Source organism: Haliea sp. E17 (assembly GCF_048323675.1).
Classification (GTDB): Bacteria; Pseudomonadota; Gammaproteobacteria; order Pseudomonadales; family Halieaceae; genus Mangrovimicrobium.
The window spans coordinates 373,398-395,084 of the sequence record NZ_JBLWFK010000003.1 but is presented as its reverse complement, the minus strand read 5'-3'; the positions used below and the strand labels follow the sequence as shown (position 1 = coordinate 395,084).

The window sequence follows — 21,687 nt, the reverse complement described above, 5'->3', positions numbered from 1 at the left end:
CCGGCCACATGTCACAGGACCAGAATTCCACCTCCCTCGCCGAACACGAAATGTGGATGCGCCGCGCCCTCGCGCTGGCCGACCGGGCGGAACTGGAAGGCGAAGTGCCGATCGGCGCTGTGGTCGTGCGCGACGGGCAACTGATCGGCGAGGGCTGGAATTCGGTGATCGCCTGCAATGACCCGAGCGCCCACGCCGAGATTGCCGCCCTGCGCGATGCCGCCAGCGCGGTGGGCAACTACCGCCTGCCGGGCGCGACGCTCTATGTCACCCTGGAGCCCTGTACCATGTGCGCCGGCGCCATGATCCATGCGCGTATCGAGCGCCTGGTCTTCGCCGCCCGCGAACCCCGCGCGGGGGTGGTCTGCAGTACTTGCGCCATGCTCGACGAGCCGCGCTACAACCACCGGGTAGCGTGGCAGGAAGGGGTTCTGGCCCAGGAGAGCGGCCGCCGGCTACGGGAGTTCTTTCGCGCCCGGCGCTAGTGGGGCTGATCCGCGGGCCGGGACATCGGTTTTACTCCATTTCCTGCGGCCGTCAGGCCGCCACGCGCACCTCTGAAACAATTATCTCGTCACCGCGACTAGAGAGAACGCAACGCCGTGCCGCGCAATACCTCCGGCAGGTACTCGCTCACCTGGACCGGTGGTACCAGCCGGTTGCTGGCGATGTCCTGCCACTCGAGAATGCTGCGGTAGTGGCGGATGTTGCGCACGTAGGTGGCCGCTTCCTGGCCCCGCGCATAACCGTATTTGAGATCGTTGTAATACTTGCTGCTCTCCAGCAGGGGCAGCCGCAGCATGACATCGTTCCACAGGTCCGGGTTGCCGCCCTGGCGCTGGGTGAGTACCCGGGCGTCCTCCAGGTGGGCGCGGCCGATGTTGTAGGCGGCCAGCGCCAGGAAGGTGCGGTCGGGCTCCCTGATGCGCGCCGGCAGACGGCGCTTGAGGATGTTCAGGTAGCGGGCGCCGCCGCGCAGGCTCTCCGCCGCATCGAGGCGGTCCCTGACGCCCAGTTCCTCCGCGGTGGGGGCCGTAAGCATCATCATGCCGCGGACCCCGGTAGGGGATTCCGCGTGCGGGTCCCAGTGGGATTCCTGGTAGGCGATGGCGGCCAGCAGGGTCCAGTCCATCATGTATTCAGCGGCCACCTTGCGAATCAGTTCCTGGTAGTCGGGGAGGGTATCGCGCATTTTGCGGCTGAAGCGGCGGGAGCTGATGCTCGCCACGTTCTGGCCCTGGCTGAATTCCTGCTTGCGCAGCGCGCTGATTTCCCCGGCCTCGAGTCTGGCGGTGAGGAATTCGTCGATCCGCTGCTGCAGGCGCTGCTGGTCGCCGCGCGGCTGCAGGTACCAGACCAGTTCGCTCGGCGGGCCCAGGTCGAAGGCGACCTTGAGGCGGGGGTAGAGACCCTTCTGGACATTGAATTCACTGGCGTTGACTGCGGCCAGCTGGGCCTTGCCAAAGTTCACCATGTCGAGCAGTTCCATGGCATCCGGGGCGTTTACCTCGCGCCATTGCAGCTCCGGTATCTGCTCGGCGCGCAGGGTCTCGAGGTACTGGTTGTTGACGGCGCCGGCGAGCGTCACCAGTGACATGCCGGTCATGGCTTCCGCCTTGCGGGGGCGGAAGGTACCGGAGACGTAGACGACCTGGGGCTGGTCCGCGGCGTAGCTGACGCTGTGGGGGAAATGCACGGCGCGATGGTCCGCCAGGCTGAGGCCGGCGGCGGCCAGGTCGGCGTCGTCGCGATCCAGACGCTGGAAGATGTCGGGGATGCTGTAGGCGGGCACCATGACCAGCTCGACGCCGAGGCTGGCGGCGAATTCGCTGGCCAGCGCGTATTCGAAGCCGGTGGCGCCGGACTTGTCGGTATACCAGGTGGTCGGGCTGTTGCGGCTGACGACGCGCAATTCGCCGCGCTCCAGTATCTGGTCCAGGCTGTCGCGCCTGGCGCAGCCGCTCACGGCCACTGCCAGCAAAGCCACCAGTGTCAGGATTCGGGTGTGCATGGGGCTATTTTTCGGCAGTCCCCTGCCGCGACACAAGCTTTATTCGCCGAAACTGCCAGCCGGGTCCGGTTTTCCTGCGGCTGGCCGGTGCGCCCGGTGGGGGCCGCGGGGGCGTTAAATATCACCGGGATCAGGCCGCTTCGCGCGGTTAACCCGAAGGGGACGATGCAGTACAATGGCCGCCTCTTTCAGCTACCCCTCCGGAGCCACTCCCCAGCATGCTGATCCTGCATGGCGCTGCGGCGCTCTCGCCCTTTCGCCTGAACAAGCTCGCGGACAATCTCGCGGCCATTGATCCCGGCGTTCGCCTCCTGCGCGCAGAGTTTGTGCATTTTGCCGACCTCGAGCGGCCTCTCGCTGCACAGGAAGAGGAAGTGCTCCGGCAGCTGCTGGAATACGGTCCCAGCTACCCCCCCGCCGACGCGGCAACCGGGCAATCGCCGCTGCTGGCACTGGTGGTGCCGCGCCCGGGAACGATATCCCCCTGGTCGAGCAAGGCATCCGATATAGCCCACAATTGCGGCCTGGCTGCGGTGCACAGGATCGAGCGCGGCATCGCCTACCAGCTCGTGGTCCCGGCGGAACTCGATGCTGCAGGGCGGCGGCAGGTCCTCGCCCAGCTCCACGACCGGATGACCGAAACCGTGTTCGACACCCTGGAGGCGGCCGCGGCGCTGTTCCAGAGCGCGGAGCCCGCGCCGATGGGCAGCGTCGATATACTCTCCGGCGGCCGCGAGGCGCTGGTGCAGGCCAATGGCGACCTGGGCCTGGCCCTGGCCGAGGATGAAATCGACTACCTGGTGGCGAGCTTCACCGGGCTCGGCCGCAATCCCAGCGACGTCGAACTGATGATGTTCGCCCAGGCCAACTCCGAGCACTGCCGGCACAAGATTTTCAACGCCACCTGGACCATCGACGGCGAGGATCGCGAGCACTCCCTGTTCGGCATGATCCGCAATACCTACCAGTGCGGCGGCGAGAATGTGCTGTCGGCCTATTCCGACAACGCTGCGGTGGTGGTCGGTCATGAGGCGGGCCGTTTCTACCCCGACCCCGCATCGGGCGAGTACGGTTTTTCCCGCGAGAATATCCACCTGCTGATGAAGGTGGAGACCCACAACCATCCCACCGCGATCGCGCCCTTCCCCGGTGCCGGCACCGGCTCGGGCGGCGAGATTCGCGACGAGGGCGCGGTGGGGCGGGGGTCCAAGCCCAAGGTCGGCTTGACCGGTTTCTCGGTCTCCAACCTGCAGATCCCGGGCTACACCCACCCCTGGGAGAGTGACTACGGCAAGCCTGCGCGTATCGTCTCCGCGCTGGATATCATGATCGAGGGGCCCATCGGCGGCGCCGCGTTCAACAACGAATACGGCCGTCCCAATCTGTGCGGCTATTTCCGCAGCTTCGAGCTCACCGCGCCCGGCGTGGCGGGGGACGAAGTGCGCGGCTATCACAAGCCGATCATGATCGCCGGCGGCTATGGCAATATCCGCGAGGAACATGTCGACAAGGGCGAGTACCGTGCCGGCGCCAAACTGATCGTCCTCGGCGGCCCCAGCATGCTGATCGGACTCGGCGGCGGCGCCGCCTCGTCGATGGCCAGCGGGGAGAGCGCCGAGGACCTGGACTTCGCCTCGGTGCAGCGCCAGAACCCGGAAATCGAGCGCCGCTGCCAGGAAGTTATCGACCGCTGCTGGCAGCTGGGTGCGGCCAACCCGATTGCCTTCATCCACGATGTCGGCGCCGGCGGCCTGTCCAATGCCCTGCCCGAACTGGTGAAGGACGGCGGCCGCGGCGGCCGTTTCGCCCTGCGCGATGTGCCCAATGACGAGCCCGGCATGTCGCCGCTGGAAATCTGGTGCAACGAATCCCAGGAGCGCTATGTGCTGGCGGTCGAGCCGGAAAACCTGGCGACCTTCGAGGCCATCTGTGAGCGCGAGCGCTGTCCCTATGCGGTGGTCGGCGAGGCTACCGAGGAGTTGCACCTGTCCCTCAGCGACAGCCACTTCGGCAACGCCCCGGTGGACCTGCCGATGTCGGTGCTGTTCGGCAAGCCCCCGCGCATGCACCGCGTGGTGAATCGCCAGCCGGTAACATTGCGTCCGCTGGCCCTGTCGCTGGATGTCGCCGCGGCGGCGGAACGGGTCCTGCAGTTGCCGGCGGTGGCGAGCAAAAACTTCCTGATCACTATCGGCGACCGCACGGTGACCGGCATGGTGGCGCGGGACCAGATGGTCGGTCCCTGGCAGGTCCCGGTGGCGGACTGCGCGGTGACCACGGTCTCCTACGATTCCTTTGCCGGTGAGGCCATGGCCATGGGCGAGCGCACGCCGCTGGCGCTGGTCGACGGCCCCGCCTCCGGGCGCATGGCGGTCGCGGAATCGATCACCAATATCGCCGCCGCCAGCATCGCCGACATCCGCGATATCAAGCTCTCCGCCAACTGGATGTGCGCCGCGGGTTATGGCAACGAGGATGCGGCCCTCTACGAGACGGTCAAGGCGGTGGGGATGGAATTCTGTCCCGCGCTGGGCATTACCATTCCGGTGGGCAAGGACTCCATGTCCATGCGCACCACCTGGCGCGACGGCGGCGATGACAAGGCGGTGACGGCGCCGGTCTCGCTGATCGTGTCTGCATTCTCACCAGTGACCGACGCCCGCCTGTCGGTGACGCCGCAGTTGCTCCCGGACGTCGACTCCCGGCTGCTGCTGGTCGACCTTGGCCGCGGCGCCAATCGGCTCGGCGGCTCGGCGCTGGCACAGAGCTGCGGGCAACTCGGCGACACGGTGCCCGACATCACCTCGGCCCCGGACCTGCTGGCGCTGTTCAAACTGGTTCAGGAGCAGTTGCAGGCGGGCCGCCTGCTGGCCTACCACGACCGCTCCGATGGCGGCCTCTTCACCACCCTGGTGGAGATGGCTTTCGCGGGTCACTGCGGCCTCGAGATCGATCTCTCCTCCCTGCAGGCAGAGCCCCTGGCGGCACTGTTTGCCGAGGAAATCGGCGCGGTGTTGCAGGTGGCGAGCGCGGATGTGCCTGCGTTGCTGGAGCGCGCGCAGGCCCTCGGCCTCGCGGACTGCCTGCACGATATCGGTCGCCCGGTGGCCGGGGATGGCGTGGTCCTGCGCGACGCCAGCGGCGAACTGCTGAACGACTCCCGGGCTCGCCTGCAGCGCCTGTGGGCCCGCACCAGCTATGAAATCCAGTCCCTGCGCGACAACCCGGATTGCGCGCGGGAAGAATACGAGCGCATCTCGGCACAGGCCCCGGGTCTGTCGGCGAGCCTGGCTTTCGATCCCGCCGAGGATGTCGCCGCTCCCTATATCAACACCGGTGTCCGCCCCCGCCTGGCGGTGTTGCGCGAGCAGGGCGTCAACGGCCACGTGGAAATGGCGGCGGCCTTCCACCGCGCCGGATTCTCCGCAGTGGATGTCCACATGAGCGACCTGCTGGCGGGCCGCCATGACCTGGCGGATTTCAAGGGCCTGGTGGCCTGTGGCGGGTTCTCCTATGGCGACGTGCTGGGGGCCGGCGAGGGCTGGGCCAAGAGCGTGCGCTTCAACGCCGCCCTGCGCGAGCAGTTCGCGGCCTTCTTCCACCGCGACGACAGCTTTACCCTCGGCGTGTGTAACGGTTGCCAGATGGTGTCCACGCTGAAGGACCTGATTCCCGGCGCCGGGCACTGGCCGCGCTTCGTGCGCAACCGCTCGGAGCAGTTCGAGGCGCGCCTGGCGCTGGTGCGGGTGGAGCGCAGTGCGTCCATCCTGCTCGACGGCATGGCGGGTTCCCACCTGCCGATCGCGGTGGCCCACGGCGAGGGCCGGGCGGAGTTTGCCAGCGAGGCGGCCCGCGCCGAGTGTGAAGCCGCCGGCGCCGTGGCCCTGCGCTATATCGACAACGACCTGGGCGTGGCCGAAAGCTACCCGGCCAACCCCAACGGCTCGCCGGCCGGCATCTCCGGCCTGACCAGCAGCGATGGACGCGCCACTATCATGATGCCGCACCCGGAACGGGTGTTCCGCACGGTGCAGTACTCCTGGGCGCCCGCGGACTGGCCCGAGGACGGCGGCTGGATGCGCCTGTTCCGCAACGCCCGGCGCTGGCTTGGCTAAAAACCTCCCTTCCCTTGAAACCGGCCGCATCCGTCCCCATTGACCTCCGGATGCGGCCTTGTGGCACAGGGTCGATTACTGAATAATGTCGCCATTTTTTTCGCCCCGGGCGCAGCCCCGGCACAACCGTGAGCACGCTACATGCTGAACAAGTACCCCCTGTGGAAATACCTGCTGGTACTGTTTGTACTGGTCTTCGGTATTCTCTACGCCGCGCCCAACATCTATGAACCCGACCCGGCACTGCAGATTACGGGCGAAAGCAGCGCCCAAGGGGTAGACCAGGCTATTCTCGACCGGGCGCTCGGGGCGCTCGACACCGCCGGCATCGAATATTTCGGTGAGACCATTGATGAACGGGGGCGCACCGCGCTGGTTCGCCTGCGCGATGCCGACAAGCAGTTGCAGGCGCAGGCGCGAGTCTCGCGGGCGCTGGGTGATGGCTTCATCGTGGCCCTGAACCTGGCGCCGACCACCCCCCAGTGGCTCCGGGATATCGGCGCGCAGCCCATGCGCCTCGGCCTGGATTTGCGCGGCGGCGTGCATTTCATGCTCGAGGTGGACGTCGACGCGGCCATCGAGCGGCGTATGGAGTTCTACGTCAATTCCACCAAGAAGGCCCTGCGCGAGGCGCGGGTTCGCGGTTTCGTCGGCCTCGACGACCAGGGCCGCCTGGAGGGGCGTTTCCGCACCGAGGACCTGCGTGAGCAGGCCCGCGCCGCCATTGCCGATGCCCACCCGGAACTGGTGCTCGACCGCGAGGAGAGCGGCGATACCTGGAAGATCTACGCCGCCATGTCCGAGGCGACCCGCAAGGAGATCGCCGAGTACGCGGTGAGCCAGAACCTGACCACCCTGCGCAACCGGGTCAATGAACTGGGCGTCTCCGAACCCCTGGTACAGCGCCAGGGCGCCAACCGCATCGTGGTCGAACTGGCCGGTATCCAGGACACGGCGGAGGCGAAGCGGATTCTCGGCAAGGTGGCGAACCTCGAATTCCGCCTGGTGGCGAGCCTCGATGCTTCCGAGTCCGAAAAGCAGCGCTTCGACTACCGCAGCCCCGACCGCGCCGGTATGAGCGAGTGGCTGGAGCGCGATGTCATTATCACCGGTGAGCGGGTGGCGAACGCCCAGGCCAGCTTCGACCAGAATGGCCGGCCCAACGTCATGATCTACCTCGACAGCGAGGGCGGCACCATGATGTCCCGCGCCACCCGCAACAATATCAAGCGGCGCATGGGTGTGCTGTTCATCGAGCGCAAGTACCGCACCCGCTACGAGCAGCAGGCCGACGGCTCGGAAATCGCGGTCAAGATTCCCTACGACGAGAAAAAGCTGCTGACTGCGCCCACCATCCAGTCCGCCCTCGGCGCCCAATTCCAGATCACTGGCCTGGACAGTCCGATCGAGGCCTCGGAACTGGCCCTGATGCTGCGCGCGGGCGCCCTGGCGGCGCCGATCAGTTTCGTCGAGGAGCGCACAGTGGGACCGTCGCTGGGTGCGGAAAACATCCGTCTCGGTGTCAAGTCGGTGCAGATCGGCCTCGCCATGGTGGTGGTGTTCATGATCGTCTACTACCGGGTGTTCGGTGTCGCGGCAGTGATCGCGCTGGCGGGCAACCTGATCCTGCTGCTGGCGGCGATGTCGCTCATCGGCGCCACCCTGACCCTGCCGGGCATTGCCGGTATCGTGCTGACCGTGGGCATGGCGGTTGACGCCAACGTGCTGATCTTCTCGCGAATACGGGAGGAGCTACGGGCGCGAAAATCGCCGCAGATGGCGATCCATTCCGGCTATGAGCAGGCCCTGTCGACCATTCTCGACGCCAACATCACCACCCTGATCGTCGCGGTGATTCTCTATGCCATCGGCACCGGTCCGGTGAAAGGCTTCGCGGTGACGCTTTCCCTGGGCATCGTCTTCTCCATGTTTACCGCGATCATGGGCAGCCGCGCCATTATCAACCTCATCTACGGTGGCCGCCGTGTCGAGAAACTGTCCATCGGAGGGCGCCTGTCGTGAAAGTGATCAACTTCATGGGGCAGCGCAAGCTGGCCACGCTGTTTTCCGTCGTGCTGCTGCTGGGCTCGCTGTTCTCCCTGGCGACCAAACAACTGAACTGGGGGCTGGATTTTACCGGCGGCACCCTGGTGGAAATTCACTACGACGATAGCGCCGACCTCGGTGCAGTGCGTTCAGCCCTGGAATCCGAGGGCTACGAGGGCGCCGTGGTGGTCAGTTTCGGTACTGACCAGGACGTCCTGATCCGCCTGCCCCAGGGTTACTCCGACAAGGAGGGCGGACGCCTGCTGGAAAAGCTGCAGGCTCACTACGAGGGCGAGGTTGAACTGCGCCGAATCGAGTTTGTCGGTCCGCAGGTGGGTGACGAACTGCGCGAGCAGGGCGGGTTGGCGATGCTGGTCGCGCTCGGCCTGGTCATGCTTTATATCGCCTTCCGCTTCCAGTTCAAATTCGCGGTAGGTGCGGTGCTGGCCCTGATCCACGACGTCATCATCGTGCTGGGTTTTTTCTCCATCACCCAGGCAGAGTTTGACCTGACGGTGCTGGCGGCGGTACTCGCGGTGATCGGTTACTCGCTGAACGACACGATTGTGGTGGCGGACAGGATTCGGGAGAACTTCCGCAAGGTGCGGGCCATGAACCCGGAGGAGATCATCAACCTCTCGCTCACCGAAACCCTCGAGCGGACCCTGCTGACCTCGCTGACAACCATTTTCGTGCTGCTCGCACTGGCCTATTTTGGCGGTGAAATGATCCACGGCTTCGCCATGGCGCTGCTGGTCGGTGTCGGCATCGGTACCTACTCCTCCATCTATGTCGCGGCGAATATCCTGATGATGATGAAGGTGAGCAAGGAAGACCTGATGATTCCGGTGAAGGAAGGCGCGGACCTGGAGCAGGACACCCCCTGATCGCAGGGGTCGGATTTACCCTGCCCACCCTGTAACCTGGCTGGCGAGTTTCGCCAGCCTTCCCCCACAAGCCAGGTAGATAGGCATGGACATAGTGATTGTCGGCGGCGGTGCCGGAGGCCTTGAACTGGCCACCCGCCTGGGTCGCAAGCTGGGGCGTCGCAAGAGGGCAACCATCACCCTGGTCGACCGCAACAATACCCATCTCTGGAAGCCCCTGCTGCACGAAGTCGCCAGCGGCAGCCTGGATTCCGGCGTCGACGCGCTGAGTTACCGCGCGCACGCCTACAACCACCACTTCCGCTTCAAGATCGGCAGCCTCAACTCGGTCGACCGCACGGCGAAAACCGTTACCCTGGCCCCCCTGCTGGACGAGGACGGCATCGAGGTATTGCCGCGCCGGACCCTGCACTACGACATCCTGGTGCTGGCCCTGGGCAGCGTGACCAACGACTTCGGCACGCCCGGCGTCCGCGAGAACGCCTTCTTCCTCGATGCCCCGGCCCAGGCGGAACGCTTTCACGCCAAGCTGCTCAACGACCTGCTGCGCCTCAACCGGCGCGCCGAGGATGAGGACGGCGCGGTCTACCGCGTCGCGATTGTCGGCGGCGGGGCGACCGGGGTCGAGCTCTCGGCGGAGCTGCACAACACCTTTACCGCTATGAAAGCCTACGGCCTGGAGGGCCTCCGGCCGGAACAGTTACAGATCAGCCTGGTCGAGGCGGGGCCGCGCATCCTGCCGGCCCTGCCCGAGCGCATTGCGGGGGCTGCGCACCAGGAACTGGTGCAACTGGGGGTGAACGTGATGACCAACACCGCCGTGGCCGAAGCCCACCACGGCCGCTTCCTGACTCGCGAGGGCGAGGTCATCGAGGCGGACATGCTGGTCTGGGCCGCGGGGGTGAAGGTGCCGGACCATTTCGCCAACATGGCCGGCCTGGAAACCAACCGCATCAACCAGTGGCTGGTCCGCGCCACACTGCAGGCCAGCGAGGACGATTTCGTCTACGCCATCGGCGACTGCGCCGCCTGCACCATGCCCGATGGCCAGCGCGTACCGCCGCGCGCCCAGTCCGCGCACCAGATGGCCACCCATGTCTATCGCAACATCCTGCGGCAGATCGCCGGCGACGAGGAACTGCAGGACTACCGCTATGTCGACCACGGCTCGCTGGTCAACCTGGCGCGCTATTCCACCGTCGGCAGCCTGATGGGCAACCTGACCAGCGGCAGTATGAAAATCGAGGGGCGCATCGCCCGGGTGATGTACGTTTCGCTGTACCGCATGCACCAGGTGGCGCTGCACGGCTGGTTCCGCACCGGCCTGTGCATGTTGAGCGACAGCATCAACAAGGTGATCCGGCCGCGCCTCAAGTTGCACTAGCCTTGGTGTTTTTGGCTGTGCTCTGGTCGGGTGGCGGCCCGGCGGCAATGCAGCGGCCTCAAGGCCGCCAACCGAAAGACTGCCACTAACGCAAGACAACACATGCAGCGCCCGGCAGCGAAGCAATGGAATGGTCGGCTAACCGACAGGGGAAGCGCCGCAAGCCGAGAGGCCCTGCGGCGTACTGCTGGCGATATACGGACTAGCCGAGGAGCGGCTTGGTGACCTGCAGCACCGCCTTGAAGACCTTCGGGTTACCGGCAACGATATTGCCGGAGTCGAGGTAGTTTTCACTGGCGTCCACGTCTGCCACCAGTCCACCGGCTTCCTTCACCAGCAGGGCCCCCGCGGCGATATCCCAGGCGGACAGGCCGATTTCCCAGAAACCGTCGAAGCGCCCGGCTGCCACATAGGCGAGGTCCAGGGATGCCGCCCCCGCGCGGCGGATACCGGCGCACTGGCCGGCCAGGGATTCCAGCGATTTGGCATAGGCTTCGAGCTTGTCGTCGCAGTGGTTCTTGAACGGAATGCCGGTGCCGAGGAGGGCGCCGTCGAGGGAGGGTCGCTTGCTCACCCGGATACGGCGGCCGTTGAGCTGGGCGCCGCGGCCCCGGGACGCGGTGAATTCCTCCCGGCGCACCGGGTCGACGATCACCGCGTGCTCCAGCTTGCCCTTGTGCAGGCAGGCGATGGAAATGGCGTAGTGGGGAATGCCGCGGACGAAGTTGGTGGTGCCGTCGAGGGGATCGATGATCCAGCGGTATTCGGCGTCCTCGTCACCGGTAAGCCCGGACTCCTCGCCGAGGATGGCGTGTTTCGGATAGGCCTTGCGCAGCTGGTAGACAATCTCCTTTTCAGCCGCCAGGTCCACCTCGCTGACGAAGTCGTTGACGTCCTTGCTGAGAACGTCGACGTGCTCGAGATTGTCCGAGGCGCGGACAATCGCTTCACCCGCTTTGCGGGCGGCGCGCAGTGCGATGGTGACCATCGGTTCCATATCGGTATTCCTGGGGTTTCAACGGGGCGCGCGATTATAGAGCAACTGCCGGCAAAAATCTGCTAGACTTCGCGCCCCGAAAACGCCCGCGTAGCCATGAATTTCGACAATATCCGCATTGTACTGGTAAACACCACCCATCCGGGAAATATTGGTGCTGTTGCCCGTGCCATGAAAAACATGGGGCTGTCGCGGCTTTACCTGGTCGAACCGCGGCTATTTCCCCACGAAGAGGCGGAATGGCGGGCGGTTTCGGCGGGTGACCTGCTGGAATCCGCGGTGGTGACCGCGACCCTCGACGAGGCCATTGCCGACTGCCAGTTCGTGGTCGGCACCAGCGCCCGCGGCCGGCGCATCCCCTGGCCGGTGCTCGATCCGCGCACCTGTGCCGAACATATCGACCAGCGCGCCGATAACGAGCAGGTCGCCATCCTGTTCGGCCGCGAGGACCGCGGCCTGACCAACGAGGAGCTGCAGCTGTGCAACCTGCACCTGCATATTCCCACCTCGGAAGATTACAGTTCGCTCAACCTGGCCATGGCGGTACAGGTGGTGGCCTACGAACTGCGCATGCGCCAGGCGGCGCCGCAGCTGCCCGCGGAGGCGGATGCCGAATGGGATGCGCCCTTTGCCACCCGTGAGAACATGGAGCGTTTCTACCAGCACCTCGAAGAGACCCTGGTCGGCATCGAATTTCTCGATCCGGCGGCGCCGCGCCAGTTGATGGCGCGCCTGCGCCGGCTCTATGCCAGGGTCCGCCTGGACGAGATGGAGCTGAATATCCTGCGCGGCATCCTGACCGAAACCCAGAAGTGGGTGGAGCGGGGCAAGCAGGGTTCCGGGCGATAAAAACCCAGCAAATTACTAGGTCTTATAGTTGACCAAAACACTAGGTTATTGCATACTTTGCTGACGGACTAACCAGGGTCGGACGTATGCGACTGACAACCAAAGGGCGGTACGCGGTGACCGCGATGCTCGATCTCGCGCTGCACGGTGGCGAGGGTCCCGTCAGCCTGGCGGATATCTCGGGGCGGCAGGATATCTCCCTGTCCTACCTGGAGCAACTGTTCGCCAAGTTGCGCCGCAACGACCTGGTGACCAGCGTGCGCGGCCCCGGTGGCGGTTATTGCCTGAGTCGTGCCCTGGACGAGATCTATGTCGCGCAGATCGTCGATGCGGTCAATGAGGCTGTCGACGCCACCGGCTGCGGCGGAACCAGCACCTGCCAGCAGGGCGAGGTCTGCCTCACCCATCACCTGTGGTGTGACCTGAGCGACCAGATTCACAGTTTTCTCAGCCAGATCAGCCTGGCCAACCTGGTGGAGCGCCGTGAGGTGCAGCAGGTGTCAGCCCGGCAGGATGCCCGCAGCGGCAATACCACCACACTGGTGTTGAGCGAGGCCTGATCCGGTTAACGGAGTTGTTTGGAAGATGCAGAAACCGATTTATTTTGATTATCAGGCGACCACCCCGGTAGACCTGCGGGTGGTGGAGAAAATGGTCGAGTGCCTGACGATCGAGGGTAACTTTGGCAACCCGGCCTCCCGCTCCCACCTGTACGGCTGGAAGGCGGAGGAAGCCGTTGAGAACGCCCGGCGCCAGGTGGCGGACCTGATCGGCGCCGACCCGCGGGAAATCGTCTGGACCTCCGGCGCGACCGAATCCGATAACCTCGCGATCAAGGGGGTCGCCCACTTCTACCAGAAGAAGGGCAAGCACATCATCACCTCGAAAATCGAGCACAAGGCGGTGCTGGACACCTGCCGGCACCTCGAGCGCGAGGGCTTCGAGGTCACCTATCTTGATCCCGATGAAAACGGCCTGACCACCGCCGACATGGTAAAAGCCGCGCTGCGCGACGACACCATCCTGGTCAGCATCATGCATGCCAACAACGAGATCGGCGTGATCAATGACATCGCCGGCATCGGCGAAGTGACCCGTGCGGCCGGTGTCCTGTTCCACGTCGACGCCGCCCAGAGCGCGGGCAAGATACCCATCGACCTCGAGACCCTGAAAGTGGACCTGATGTCGCTGTCGGCGCACAAGATGTACGGTCCCAAGGGCATCGGTGTGCTCTATGTACGGCGCAAGCCGCGGGTCCGCCTGGAAGCGCAGATGCACGGCGGCGGCCACGAGCGCGGCATGCGCTCCGGCACCCTGGCGACGCACCAGATCGTCGGCATGGGCGAGGCGGCCCGCATTGCCCGCGAAGGTATGGCCGAAGAGGCCCTGCGTGTGCAGGCCCTGCGCGACCGTTTCTGGAACGGCATCAAGGACATCGAGGAAGTGCACATCAACGGCGACATGGCGCACCACCTGCCCGGTGCCATCAACGTCAGTATCGCTTTCGTCGAGGGCGAATCGCTGATCATGTCGCTGAAGGACCTGGCGATTTCCAGTGGTTCGGCCTGTACTTCCGCCAGCCTGGAGCCGTCCTACGTGCTGCGTGCACTGGGGCTCAACGACGAGCTTGCGCACAGCTCGCTGCGCTTCAGCTTCGGCCGCTTCACCACCGAGGAAGACGTCGACAGGGCGATTGAACAGCTGCGCGGCGCGGTCGGCAAATTGCGCGAACTGTCGCCGCTTTGGGATATGTATCAGGATGGTGTCGATCTCAACACCATCGAGTGGGCTGCTCACTAGAGAAGCAGAGGAGAATTATCATGGCATACAGTGACAAAGTACTGGACCACTACGAAAACCCCCGCAACGTGGGCAAGCTGGACGCCGCTGACAACAGCGTCGGCACCGGCATGGTCGGCGCCCCCGCCTGTGGCGACGTGATGCGCCTGCAGATCAAGGTCAACGACGAGGGCGTGATCGAGGATGCCAAGTTCAAGACCTACGGTTGCGGCTCGGCGATCGCCTCCAGCTCCCTGCTCACCGAGTGGGTGAAGGGCAAGAAGCTGGAAGAGGCGGAGCAGATCAAGAATACCGCCATCGCCGAGGAACTGGCCTTGCCGCCGGTGAAAATCCACTGCAGCGTGCTGGCCGAAGATGCCATCAAGGCCGCGATCAAGGACCTCCGCGCCAAGCGGGGTGAGACCTGATGGGCATCAGTCTCACGGAATCGGCGGCCCGCCATATCGCCTCCCAGCTCGAGGGGCGCGGCAAGGGCCTGGGCATCCGCCTCGGCGTAACCACCTCCGGCTGCTCGGGGATGGCCTATGTGCTGGAGTTCGTCGATGAAGAGTCCCCCGAGGACCAGGTCTTCGAGGACCACGGGGTAAAGCTGTTTATCGACCCCAAGAGCCTGGTGTACCTCGAGGGCACCGAGCTGGACTTCGTCCGCGAAGGCCTCAACGAGGGCCTGCAATTTCGTAACCCCAATGTCACCGGGGAGTGTGGTTGCGGCGAGAGCTTCACTGTCTGACCGGCGATCACTCGCGGGCCTTCCTCATCGGTATGCCGTCTCCCGACTTCAAACAGAACTACTTCGAACTCTTCGGACTGGCGCCGGCGTTCCGTATTGACGCCGGGGCGCTCGCCGAGCGCTACCGGCATTTGCAGCGCGACCTGCACCCGGACCGCTTTGCCAGCGCCGCGGCCCATGAACGACGCCTGGCCATCCAGTACTCGTCCTTCGTCAACGAGGCCTATTCCACGCTGAAGGTGCCGCAAAAACGCGCGGAGTACCTGCTGCAACTGGCGGGCATGGGTGCCGAGGAGGTCAGCGCCCAACAGGTGGATGGCGGCTTCCTGATCGAGCAGATGGAGCTGCGGGAGAAACTCGAGTCCCTGCCGGGGCTGGTCGACCCCGAACCGGTGCTGGAGCACCTGGTGGACGAGATAAGCGCGGATATCCGCCAGCACCAGGTCGAATTCGAGGCGGCCTACGGGGCCGGCAACCTCGCTGCCGCCGCCAGCGCCTGTGTGAAAATGCAGTACCTCGGCAAGTTGCTGAGCGAGGCGGAGCAGGCCGAGGCTGACCTGCTCGATGGCTGAATGCCGAACAACCCATTAACCGGACAGGACCCGCAATGGCACTGTTGAAAATTGCTGAACCCGGCCAATCACCCCTGCCGCACCAGGTAAAGCGCGCCGTGGGAATTGATCTCGGTACCACCAATTCCCTGGTGGCGACCGTGCGCGGCGGGCGTGCGGAAGTCCTGCTGGATGCGGCCGGCGATTTCATGCTGCCCTCGGTGGTGAGCTACGCCAGCGCGGAAAGCCCGCTGGTCGGTCTCGAGGCCCGCGCACAGGCGGACCGCTACCCGGCGGACACACTGGTCTCGGTCAAGCGCTTCATGGGGCGCGGCCGTGCCGATGCCGAGCAGGAGGCCGAGCGCTCCCATTACCGCCTGGCCGACAATACCGAAGGCATGGTGCGTTTCGTGACCACAGCCGGCGAGATCAGCCCGGTCGAGGCCTCGGCGGCAATACTTGGGGTGCTGGAAGCGCGCGCCCGCGAGAGCCTGGGCGGCAACATTGAGGGCGCGGTGATTACCGTGCCCGCCTATTTCGATGAGGCCCAGCGCCAGGCGACCAAGGACGCGGCCACGCTCGCCGGCATCCCGGTGCTGCGCCTGCTCAACGAGCCCACCGCGGCAGCGGTGGCCTATGGCCTGGATTCGCAGGAAGAGGGCCTGGTCGCGGTTTACGACCTCGGCGGCGGAACCTTTGATATTTCCATCCTGCGCCTCCACCGCGGCGTGTTCGAAGTGCTCGCCACCGGCGGCGATACCGCCCTCGGCGGCGATGATTTCGATGCCGCCATTGCCCACTGGGTACTGGAGCAGGCTTCCCTGGCCAATCTTGCCGGTGGTCCCTACCGGGCCCTGCTGGCCCTGGCGCGCAGTGCCAAGGAAGCACTTTCCCGCGACACCCGTGTATCTATCGACCTCGGCGCGATCGCCTCGGGTGTGGGAGCCGTGACGCTGGACCGCGAGCAGTTCGAGCTGTTGATCCAGCCGCTGGTCAAGCGCACCCTGCGCGCCTGTCGCCGCTGCCTGCGCGACGCCGGCATCGACGCGGTCGATAGCGTGGTGCTGGTGGGTGGCTCCACCCGGGTGCCCCTGGTACGCGAGGCAGTCGCCGAGAGTTTCGGCCGCGAGCCGCTGGCCAACATCGACCCGGACAAGGTGGTAGCGATCGGCGCCGCCATCCAGGCCGACATCCTCATCGGCAACCGGCCGGACGGCGACCTGCTGCTGCTGGACGTGATCCCCCTGTCGCTGGGCCTGGAAACGATGGGCGGGCTCGCCGAGAAAATCATTCCGCGCAACACCACGATCCCGGTGACCCGGGCGCAGGAATTCACCACCTTCAAGGACGGCCAGACCGCCCTGGCCCTGCACATCGTCCAGGGTGAGCGCGAGCTGGTTTCCGACCTGCGCTCGCTGGCGCGCTTCGAGCTGCACGGTATCCCGCCGATGGTCGCCGGCGCCGCCCGGATCATCGTGACCTTCCAGGTCGACGCGGACGGCCTGCTGCAGGTCTCCGCCCGCGAGGAAACCACCGGCGTGGAGAGCAGGGTCACCGTGAAACCCTCCTTCGGCCTGAGCGAGGACGAGGTGACCGATATGCTGCAGGCCTCCTACAGCCACGCCGAACAGGACAAGCAGGCGCGGCAGCTGGCCGAGCAGAAGGTGGAGGCGGAACAGTTGCTGCAGGGGCTCGACGCCGCGCTGGCCGCCGACGGCAGCGCACTGCTCAGCGCCCACGAATGCGAGGCCCTGCACGGCCAGATGCAACAGCTCGCCGGACTGCTGGGCGGTGACGACCTGTCCGCGATACGCGCCGCCACGGATACCCTGGGCCGCGCCAGCGAAGCCTTCGCCGCCCGGCGCATGGACCGCAGTATCCGCGAGGCCCTGTCCGGCGTCAGTCTCGATTCGCTCGACAATTCACTCGACAAGGAGGTGGGCCAATGACCCGGATTGTCGTCCTGCCCAATGAAAACCTGTGTCCCGAGGGGGCCGTGGTGGAAGCCGAGGCCGGTGAAAGCGTCTGCAAGGCCCTGTTGCGCAACGGTATCGAGATAGAGCACGCCTGTGAAATGTCCTGCGCCTGTACCACCTGTCACGTGATCGTGCGCGAAGGCTACGACTCGATGGAGCCGCCGGACGAACTGGAAGACGATTACCTGGACAAGGCCTGGGGCCTGGAGCCGGATTCGCGCCTGTCTTGCCAGGCGATCGTCACCGACGAGGACCTGGTCGTGGAGATTCCCCGCTATACCATCAACATGGTCTCCGAGCGGCACTGAGAGGAACTTGCCCATGCGCTGGACGGATGTAAACGACATCGCCATCGAACTGGCGGACACCTATCCCGATACCGACCCGCTGACGCTCAATTTTGTCGACCTGCGGGATAAAATCCTCGCCCTGCCGGATTTCGACGGCGACCCCAATCACTGCGGCGAGAAAATCCTCGAGGCGATCCAGGCGGCCTGGATCGAGGAAGCCGAATAAACAGCGGTGGCAGCGGGCCGGAAATGCCGCCTCCGCGCCACGCGCCGCTCTGGCTGGTGGCCTGAGACCGGCTATTTCACAGTCTTAAGCTGTTGTTTTTTCACAGAATCGGAAGGTCCCAAAAGCACCCCGGCAGGGTGAAACGGCGGCCCAAAATCCGTATAATTGCGCGGCTTTTAACCGCGCTCCCGCAAGCCGTGGCTACACACGGTACCAATTTGACGCGCACACCCTGAAAAATGACATCCTGGAGAAGTCCCCATGGCAGTTGAACGCACCCTGTCCATTATCAAGCCTGACGCCGTCGGCAAGAACATCATCGGCAAAATCTACTCCCGTTTCGAGAGCAACGGCCTGCAGATCGTCGCCGCGAAGATGCTGCGCCTGTCCGACGTGGTCGCCGGCGGTTTCTACGCCGAGCACCGCGAGCGTCCCTTCTTCAAGGACCTGGTGGAATTCATGACCTCCGGCCCGGTTGTGGTCCAGGTGCTGGAAGGCGAGAACGCCATCGCCAAGAACCGTGAACTGATGGGCGCAACCAACCCCAAGGAAGCCGCCGAGGGCACCATCCGCGCCGATTTCGCTTCCAGCATCGACGCCAATGCCGTACACGGTTCCGACTCCCCTGAATCCGCTGCCCGCGAAATCGCCTATTTCTTCGCTGCCAGCGAGATCTGCGAGCGCTGAGAACCGTCGTGAGCGCCGTGATCGCCACTTCTGCCAGTAACCCCGGGCAGGCCGACAGGGTCAACCTGCTCGGACTGCCGCTGGCCGCCATGGAGGCTTTCTTTCTCGAACTGGGGGAGAAGAAGTTCCGTGCCCAGCAGGTGCTGAAGTGGATTCACCATCACGGCGTGACCGATTTTGAGCAGATGAGCAATCTCGGCAAGGCGCTGCGGGAAAAACTCGCCGCCAGCGCCGAGATTCGCCCGCCGGAAATCGTCAGCCAGTCCGACTCCACCGACGGCACCCGCAAGTGGGCGATCCGCGTAGACGGCGGCGGCCTGGTGGAAACGGTCCTGATTCCCGACGGCAGCCGCGCCACGCTCTGCGTATCCTCCCAGGTGGGTTGCAGCCTCGACTGCAGTTTCTGTTCCACCGGCAAGCAGGGCTTCCAGCGCGACCTGAGCGCCGCGGAGATCATCGGCCAGGTGTGGCTGGCGATCAAATCCTACAACGGCTTCCAGTCCGGCAAGGGCCGGGTGGTGACCAACGTGGTGATGATGGGCATGGGCGAGCCGCTGCTCAACTTCGACAACGTGGTTGCGGCCATGGACCTGATGATGGAGGACAACGCCTACGGCATCTCCAAGCGCCGGGTTACCCTCAGTACCTCGGGTGTCGTGCCTGCCCTGGATGAACTGGCGAAAGTCAGCGAGGTATCGCTCGCGGTGTCGCTGCACGCCCCGAATGACGCCCTGCGCAACGAACTGGTGCCGATCAACCGCAAGTACCCGATCGCCCGCCTGCTGGAGAGCTGCCGCAATTACATCGATGCGCAGAAGGACACCAAGCGCGTTGTGACCGTCGAATACACCCTGATCGCCGGGGTCAACGACCAGCTCGAGCACGCCCGCGAACTGGCGGCGCTGCTCAAGGGTTTCCCCTGCAAGATCAACCTGATCCCTTTCAACCCCTTCCCGCAGTCGGATTACTGCCGCCCCAGTGGCAATGCGGTGTCGCGTTTCTGGCAAGTGCTGGTGGATGCGGGATATATTGTCACCGTGCGCACCACGCGCGGGGATGATATCGACGCCGCCTGCGGCCAGCTGGTCGGCCAGGTGGTGGATCGCACCCGGCGCAGCCAGCGCTACCGCGACGCGGCACAACAAGACGAAAACAGGGTGGGGTGATGGCAGCTTTGGTGCAGGGACGGAACATGAAATTTGCAGGAACAGTATTCCTGGTATTCCTCGGGCTGCTGCTGGCCGGTTGTGTCACCACGACCGAGGGCGGCTTCACCGACAAGGCGGATCCCACGGAAGCCCTGGAGCTGCGGGTGGAACTGGCGCGCAAGTACATTGGCGAGGGCAACTGGGATAACGCCAAGCGCAACCTGCAGATGGCCTACGACATGAACCCGGACAACGCCGAGGTGCACGAGGCGTTTGCGCTGGTCTACCAGAGCACCGGCGAATTCGAGCTCGCCGAGAAAAGCTACAAGGACGCCATCCGCCTCGATCGCAATTTTTCCCGCGCGCGCAACAATTACGCGGCGTTCCTCTATTCCCAGGAGCGCTACGCCGAGGCCGAGGAACAACTGGAGTACGTGGTCAAGGACACACTTTACAAGGCCCGGCCACAGGCATTCGTGAACCTCGGCCTGTGCCGCGAGCAACTGTTTGACCGCCCGGGTGCCGAGGAGGCCTTCCAGCGGGCGCTGACCATGGATCGCGGCAACCCGATTGCCCTGCTGGAACTGGCGCAGCTGCGCTACGATGCGGGCGATTACGCGACCTCAGGGCGCTACTATGGCACCTACCGTACCGCGGTGCGCCAGCAGTCCGCCCGCGGCCTGTGGCTGGGCGTGCGCCTGGCGCGCGCTACCGATGACCCGGACGCGGAAGCAAGTTACGGCCTGGCGCTGTCCAACCTGTACCCCGATTCCGCGGAATACGCCGCTTACCAGCGGGACAAGTGACGAGACTTCCAGGCACGCCCCCGGTGGCGCCATGCCGGTTGGTAGACCATGAAAACTGAATCCCCGATCAAACGACGCAAATCTCGGCAAATCCACGTAGGCAATGTGGCGGTGGGCGGCGATGCGCCCATCAGCGTGCAGAGCATGACCAATACCGATACCTGTGACGTCGATGCGACCGTCGCGCAGGTACAGGCGATTGCCGATGCCGGCGGCGATATCGTCCGTGTCTCGGTGCCGAGCATGGAGGCTGCGGAGGCTTTCCGGGCCATCCGCGCGCGGGTCGAGGTGCCGCTGGTGGCGGATATTCACTTCGACCACCGCATCGCCCTGAAAGTGGCCGAATACGGCGTGGATTGCCTGCGCATCAACCCCGGCAACATCGGCCGCGACGAAAAGGTCCGCGAAGTCATCGCCAGTGCCCGCGACAAGGGCATCCCCATCCGCATCGGGGTCAACGCCGGCTCGTTGGGCAAGGAACTGCAGCGCAAGTACGGTGAGCCGACGGCTGAGGCCCTGGTTGAATCCGCCCTGCGCCACGTCGACATTCTCGACAAGCACGATTTCCAGGACTTCAAGGTCAGCGTGAAAGCCTCCGAGGTGTTCATGGCCGTGGAAGCCTACCGCCTGCTGGCGACGCAGATCGAGCAGCCGCTGCACCTGGGTATCACCGAGGCTGGCGGCCTGCGCGGCGGTACGGTCAAGTCCGCCGTGGGACTGGGTATGCTGTTGATGGATGGCATCGGCGACACCATCCGCATCTCCCTCGCCGCTGATCCCGTCGAGGAGGTCAAGGTCGGCTTCGAGATCCTCAAGAGCCTCAAGCTGCGCACCAATGGCATCAACTTCATCGCCTGCCCGAGCTGCTCGCGGCAGAATTTTGACGTGATCGGCGCCATGAACCTCCTCGAGCAGCGGCTGGAGGATATTCGCACGCCGATGGACGTGGCGGTCATCGGCTGTGTGGTCAACGGGCCGGGCGAGGCGCGCGAAGCCGATATCGGCATGACCGGGGCGACGCCCAACAACCTGATTTACGTGGACGGCAAACCCGACCACAAGATCAGCAACGAAGATTTTATCGATCACCTCGAGCAGTTGATTCGCGAAAAAGCGGCGCGGCTCGAGGAGCAGCGCGCCCGGGATGACGAGAACATCATCCTGAAAAAGGCCTGAACGCGCCG

Annotated in this window: 20 protein-coding genes; 18 read left to right on the top strand and 2 right to left on the bottom strand. The window is 64.9% G+C overall.

What is annotated here, in order from left to right; genetic code table 11:
* Positions 1 to 8 precede the first annotated feature (8 nt).
* On the top strand, positions 9 to 485 hold the full coding sequence (tadA, locus tag ACNKU3_RS10355; protein ID WP_418259382.1) for a tRNA adenosine(34) deaminase TadA: 477 nt from the start codon (positions 9 to 11) through the stop codon (positions 483 to 485).
* Positions 486 to 583: 98 nt separating this feature from the next.
* Here tadA and mltF read toward each other — a convergent pair whose 3' ends face one another.
* Positions 584 to 2,011, bottom strand: a complete 1,428-nt coding sequence (gene mltF / locus ACNKU3_RS10350; RefSeq protein ID WP_418259381.1) for a membrane-bound lytic murein transglycosylase MltF — start codon at positions 2,009 to 2,011, stop codon at positions 584 to 586.
* Between the two features lie 218 nt (positions 2,012 to 2,229).
* On the opposite strand from mltF, the gene purL reads away from it, so the two are divergent.
* From purL to ACNKU3_RS10330, 4 genes are all read left to right on the top strand, one after another.
* Positions 2,230 to 6,126 carry a phosphoribosylformylglycinamidine synthase gene (purL, locus tag ACNKU3_RS10345; RefSeq protein WP_418259380.1) on the top strand — a complete coding sequence of 1,299 codons (3,897 nt, stop codon included), beginning with the start codon at positions 2,230 to 2,232 and terminating at the stop codon, positions 6,124 to 6,126.
* Between the two features lie 141 nt (positions 6,127 to 6,267).
* Positions 6,268 to 8,148, top strand: a complete 1,881-nt coding sequence (secD, locus tag ACNKU3_RS10340) for a protein translocase subunit SecD (protein ID WP_418259379.1) — start codon at positions 6,268 to 6,270, stop codon at positions 8,146 to 8,148.
* The gene (gene secF, locus ACNKU3_RS10335; protein ID WP_418259378.1) at positions 8,145 to 9,059 is read left to right on the top strand and encodes a protein translocase subunit SecF; all 915 of its coding nucleotides are present in this window, start codon (positions 8,145 to 8,147) and stop codon (positions 9,057 to 9,059) included. Before secD ends, secF begins: the two co-directional genes overlap by 4 nt.
* 85 nt (positions 9,060 to 9,144) lie before the next feature.
* On the top strand, positions 9,145 to 10,443 hold the full coding sequence (locus ACNKU3_RS10330; protein WP_418259377.1) for an NAD(P)/FAD-dependent oxidoreductase: 1,299 nt from the start codon (positions 9,145 to 9,147) through the stop codon (positions 10,441 to 10,443).
* A 202-nt stretch (positions 10,444 to 10,645) separates the two neighbouring features.
* On the opposite strand, the gene ACNKU3_RS10325 is transcribed toward ACNKU3_RS10330, so the two are convergent.
* Positions 10,646 to 11,440 (bottom strand): inositol monophosphatase family protein, encoded by a 795-nt coding sequence (locus tag ACNKU3_RS10325; RefSeq protein ID WP_418259376.1) that lies wholly within the window; start codon positions 11,438 to 11,440, stop codon positions 10,646 to 10,648.
* A 96-nt stretch (positions 11,441 to 11,536) separates the two neighbouring features.
* Between ACNKU3_RS10325 and trmJ the strand changes: the two genes are divergently transcribed.
* The 13 genes from trmJ (at position 11,537) to ispG (ending at position 21,679) form a co-directional block, all read left to right on the top strand.
* A complete protein-coding gene (gene trmJ / locus ACNKU3_RS10320) occupies positions 11,537 to 12,289 on the top strand; it encodes a tRNA (cytosine(32)/uridine(32)-2'-O)-methyltransferase TrmJ (RefSeq protein ID WP_418259375.1) in 753 nt (250 codons plus the stop codon).
* Positions 12,290 to 12,375: 86 nt separating this feature from the next.
* On the top strand, positions 12,376 to 12,849 hold the full coding sequence (iscR, locus tag ACNKU3_RS10315) for a Fe-S cluster assembly transcriptional regulator IscR (RefSeq protein WP_418259374.1): 474 nt from the start codon (positions 12,376 to 12,378) through the stop codon (positions 12,847 to 12,849).
* 25 nt (positions 12,850 to 12,874) lie between these two features.
* The gene (locus tag ACNKU3_RS10310) at positions 12,875 to 14,089 is read left to right on the top strand and encodes an IscS subfamily cysteine desulfurase (RefSeq protein ID WP_418259373.1); all 1,215 of its coding nucleotides are present in this window, start codon (positions 12,875 to 12,877) and stop codon (positions 14,087 to 14,089) included.
* Between the two features lie 20 nt (positions 14,090 to 14,109).
* A complete protein-coding gene (gene iscU / locus ACNKU3_RS10305; protein WP_418259372.1) occupies positions 14,110 to 14,496 on the top strand; it encodes a Fe-S cluster assembly scaffold IscU in 387 nt (128 codons plus the stop codon).
* Positions 14,496 to 14,819 (top strand): iron-sulfur cluster assembly protein IscA, encoded by a 324-nt coding sequence (gene iscA, locus ACNKU3_RS10300; protein ID WP_418259371.1) that lies wholly within the window; start codon positions 14,496 to 14,498, stop codon positions 14,817 to 14,819. Before iscU ends, iscA begins: the two co-directional genes overlap by 1 nt.
* A complete protein-coding gene (gene hscB, locus ACNKU3_RS10295) occupies positions 14,795 to 15,391 on the top strand; it encodes a Fe-S protein assembly co-chaperone HscB (protein ID WP_418259370.1) in 597 nt (198 codons plus the stop codon). The genes iscA and hscB overlap by 25 nt, the downstream gene beginning before the upstream one ends.
* 35 nt (positions 15,392 to 15,426) lie before the next feature.
* On the top strand, positions 15,427 to 17,319 hold the full coding sequence (gene hscA, locus ACNKU3_RS10290; protein WP_418259369.1) for a Fe-S protein assembly chaperone HscA: 1,893 nt from the start codon (positions 15,427 to 15,429) through the stop codon (positions 17,317 to 17,319).
* Positions 17,316 to 17,654, top strand: a complete 339-nt coding sequence (gene fdx, locus ACNKU3_RS10285; protein WP_418259368.1) for an ISC system 2Fe-2S type ferredoxin — start codon at positions 17,316 to 17,318, stop codon at positions 17,652 to 17,654. The genes hscA and fdx overlap by 4 nt, the downstream gene beginning before the upstream one ends.
* 13 nt (positions 17,655 to 17,667) lie before the next feature.
* Positions 17,668 to 17,862, top strand: a complete 195-nt coding sequence (gene iscX / locus ACNKU3_RS10280) for a Fe-S cluster assembly protein IscX (protein ID WP_418259367.1) — start codon at positions 17,668 to 17,670, stop codon at positions 17,860 to 17,862.
* 261 nt (positions 17,863 to 18,123) lie between these two features.
* On the top strand, positions 18,124 to 18,549 hold the full coding sequence (ndk, locus tag ACNKU3_RS10275; RefSeq protein ID WP_418259366.1) for a nucleoside-diphosphate kinase: 426 nt from the start codon (positions 18,124 to 18,126) through the stop codon (positions 18,547 to 18,549).
* 8 nt (positions 18,550 to 18,557) lie between these two features.
* Entirely contained in the window at positions 18,558 to 19,715 is a 1,158-nt protein-coding gene (gene rlmN / locus ACNKU3_RS10270; RefSeq protein ID WP_418259365.1) for a 23S rRNA (adenine(2503)-C(2))-methyltransferase RlmN, read from the top strand.
* Between the two features lie 26 nt (positions 19,716 to 19,741).
* The gene (gene pilW / locus ACNKU3_RS10265) at positions 19,742 to 20,503 is read left to right on the top strand and encodes a type IV pilus biogenesis/stability protein PilW (RefSeq protein WP_418259364.1); all 762 of its coding nucleotides are present in this window, start codon (positions 19,742 to 19,744) and stop codon (positions 20,501 to 20,503) included.
* 48 nt (positions 20,504 to 20,551) lie between these two features.
* A complete protein-coding gene (gene ispG / locus ACNKU3_RS10260; RefSeq protein ID WP_418259363.1) occupies positions 20,552 to 21,679 on the top strand; it encodes a flavodoxin-dependent (E)-4-hydroxy-3-methylbut-2-enyl-diphosphate synthase in 1,128 nt (375 codons plus the stop codon).
* Positions 21,680 to 21,687: the final 8 nt, after the last annotated feature.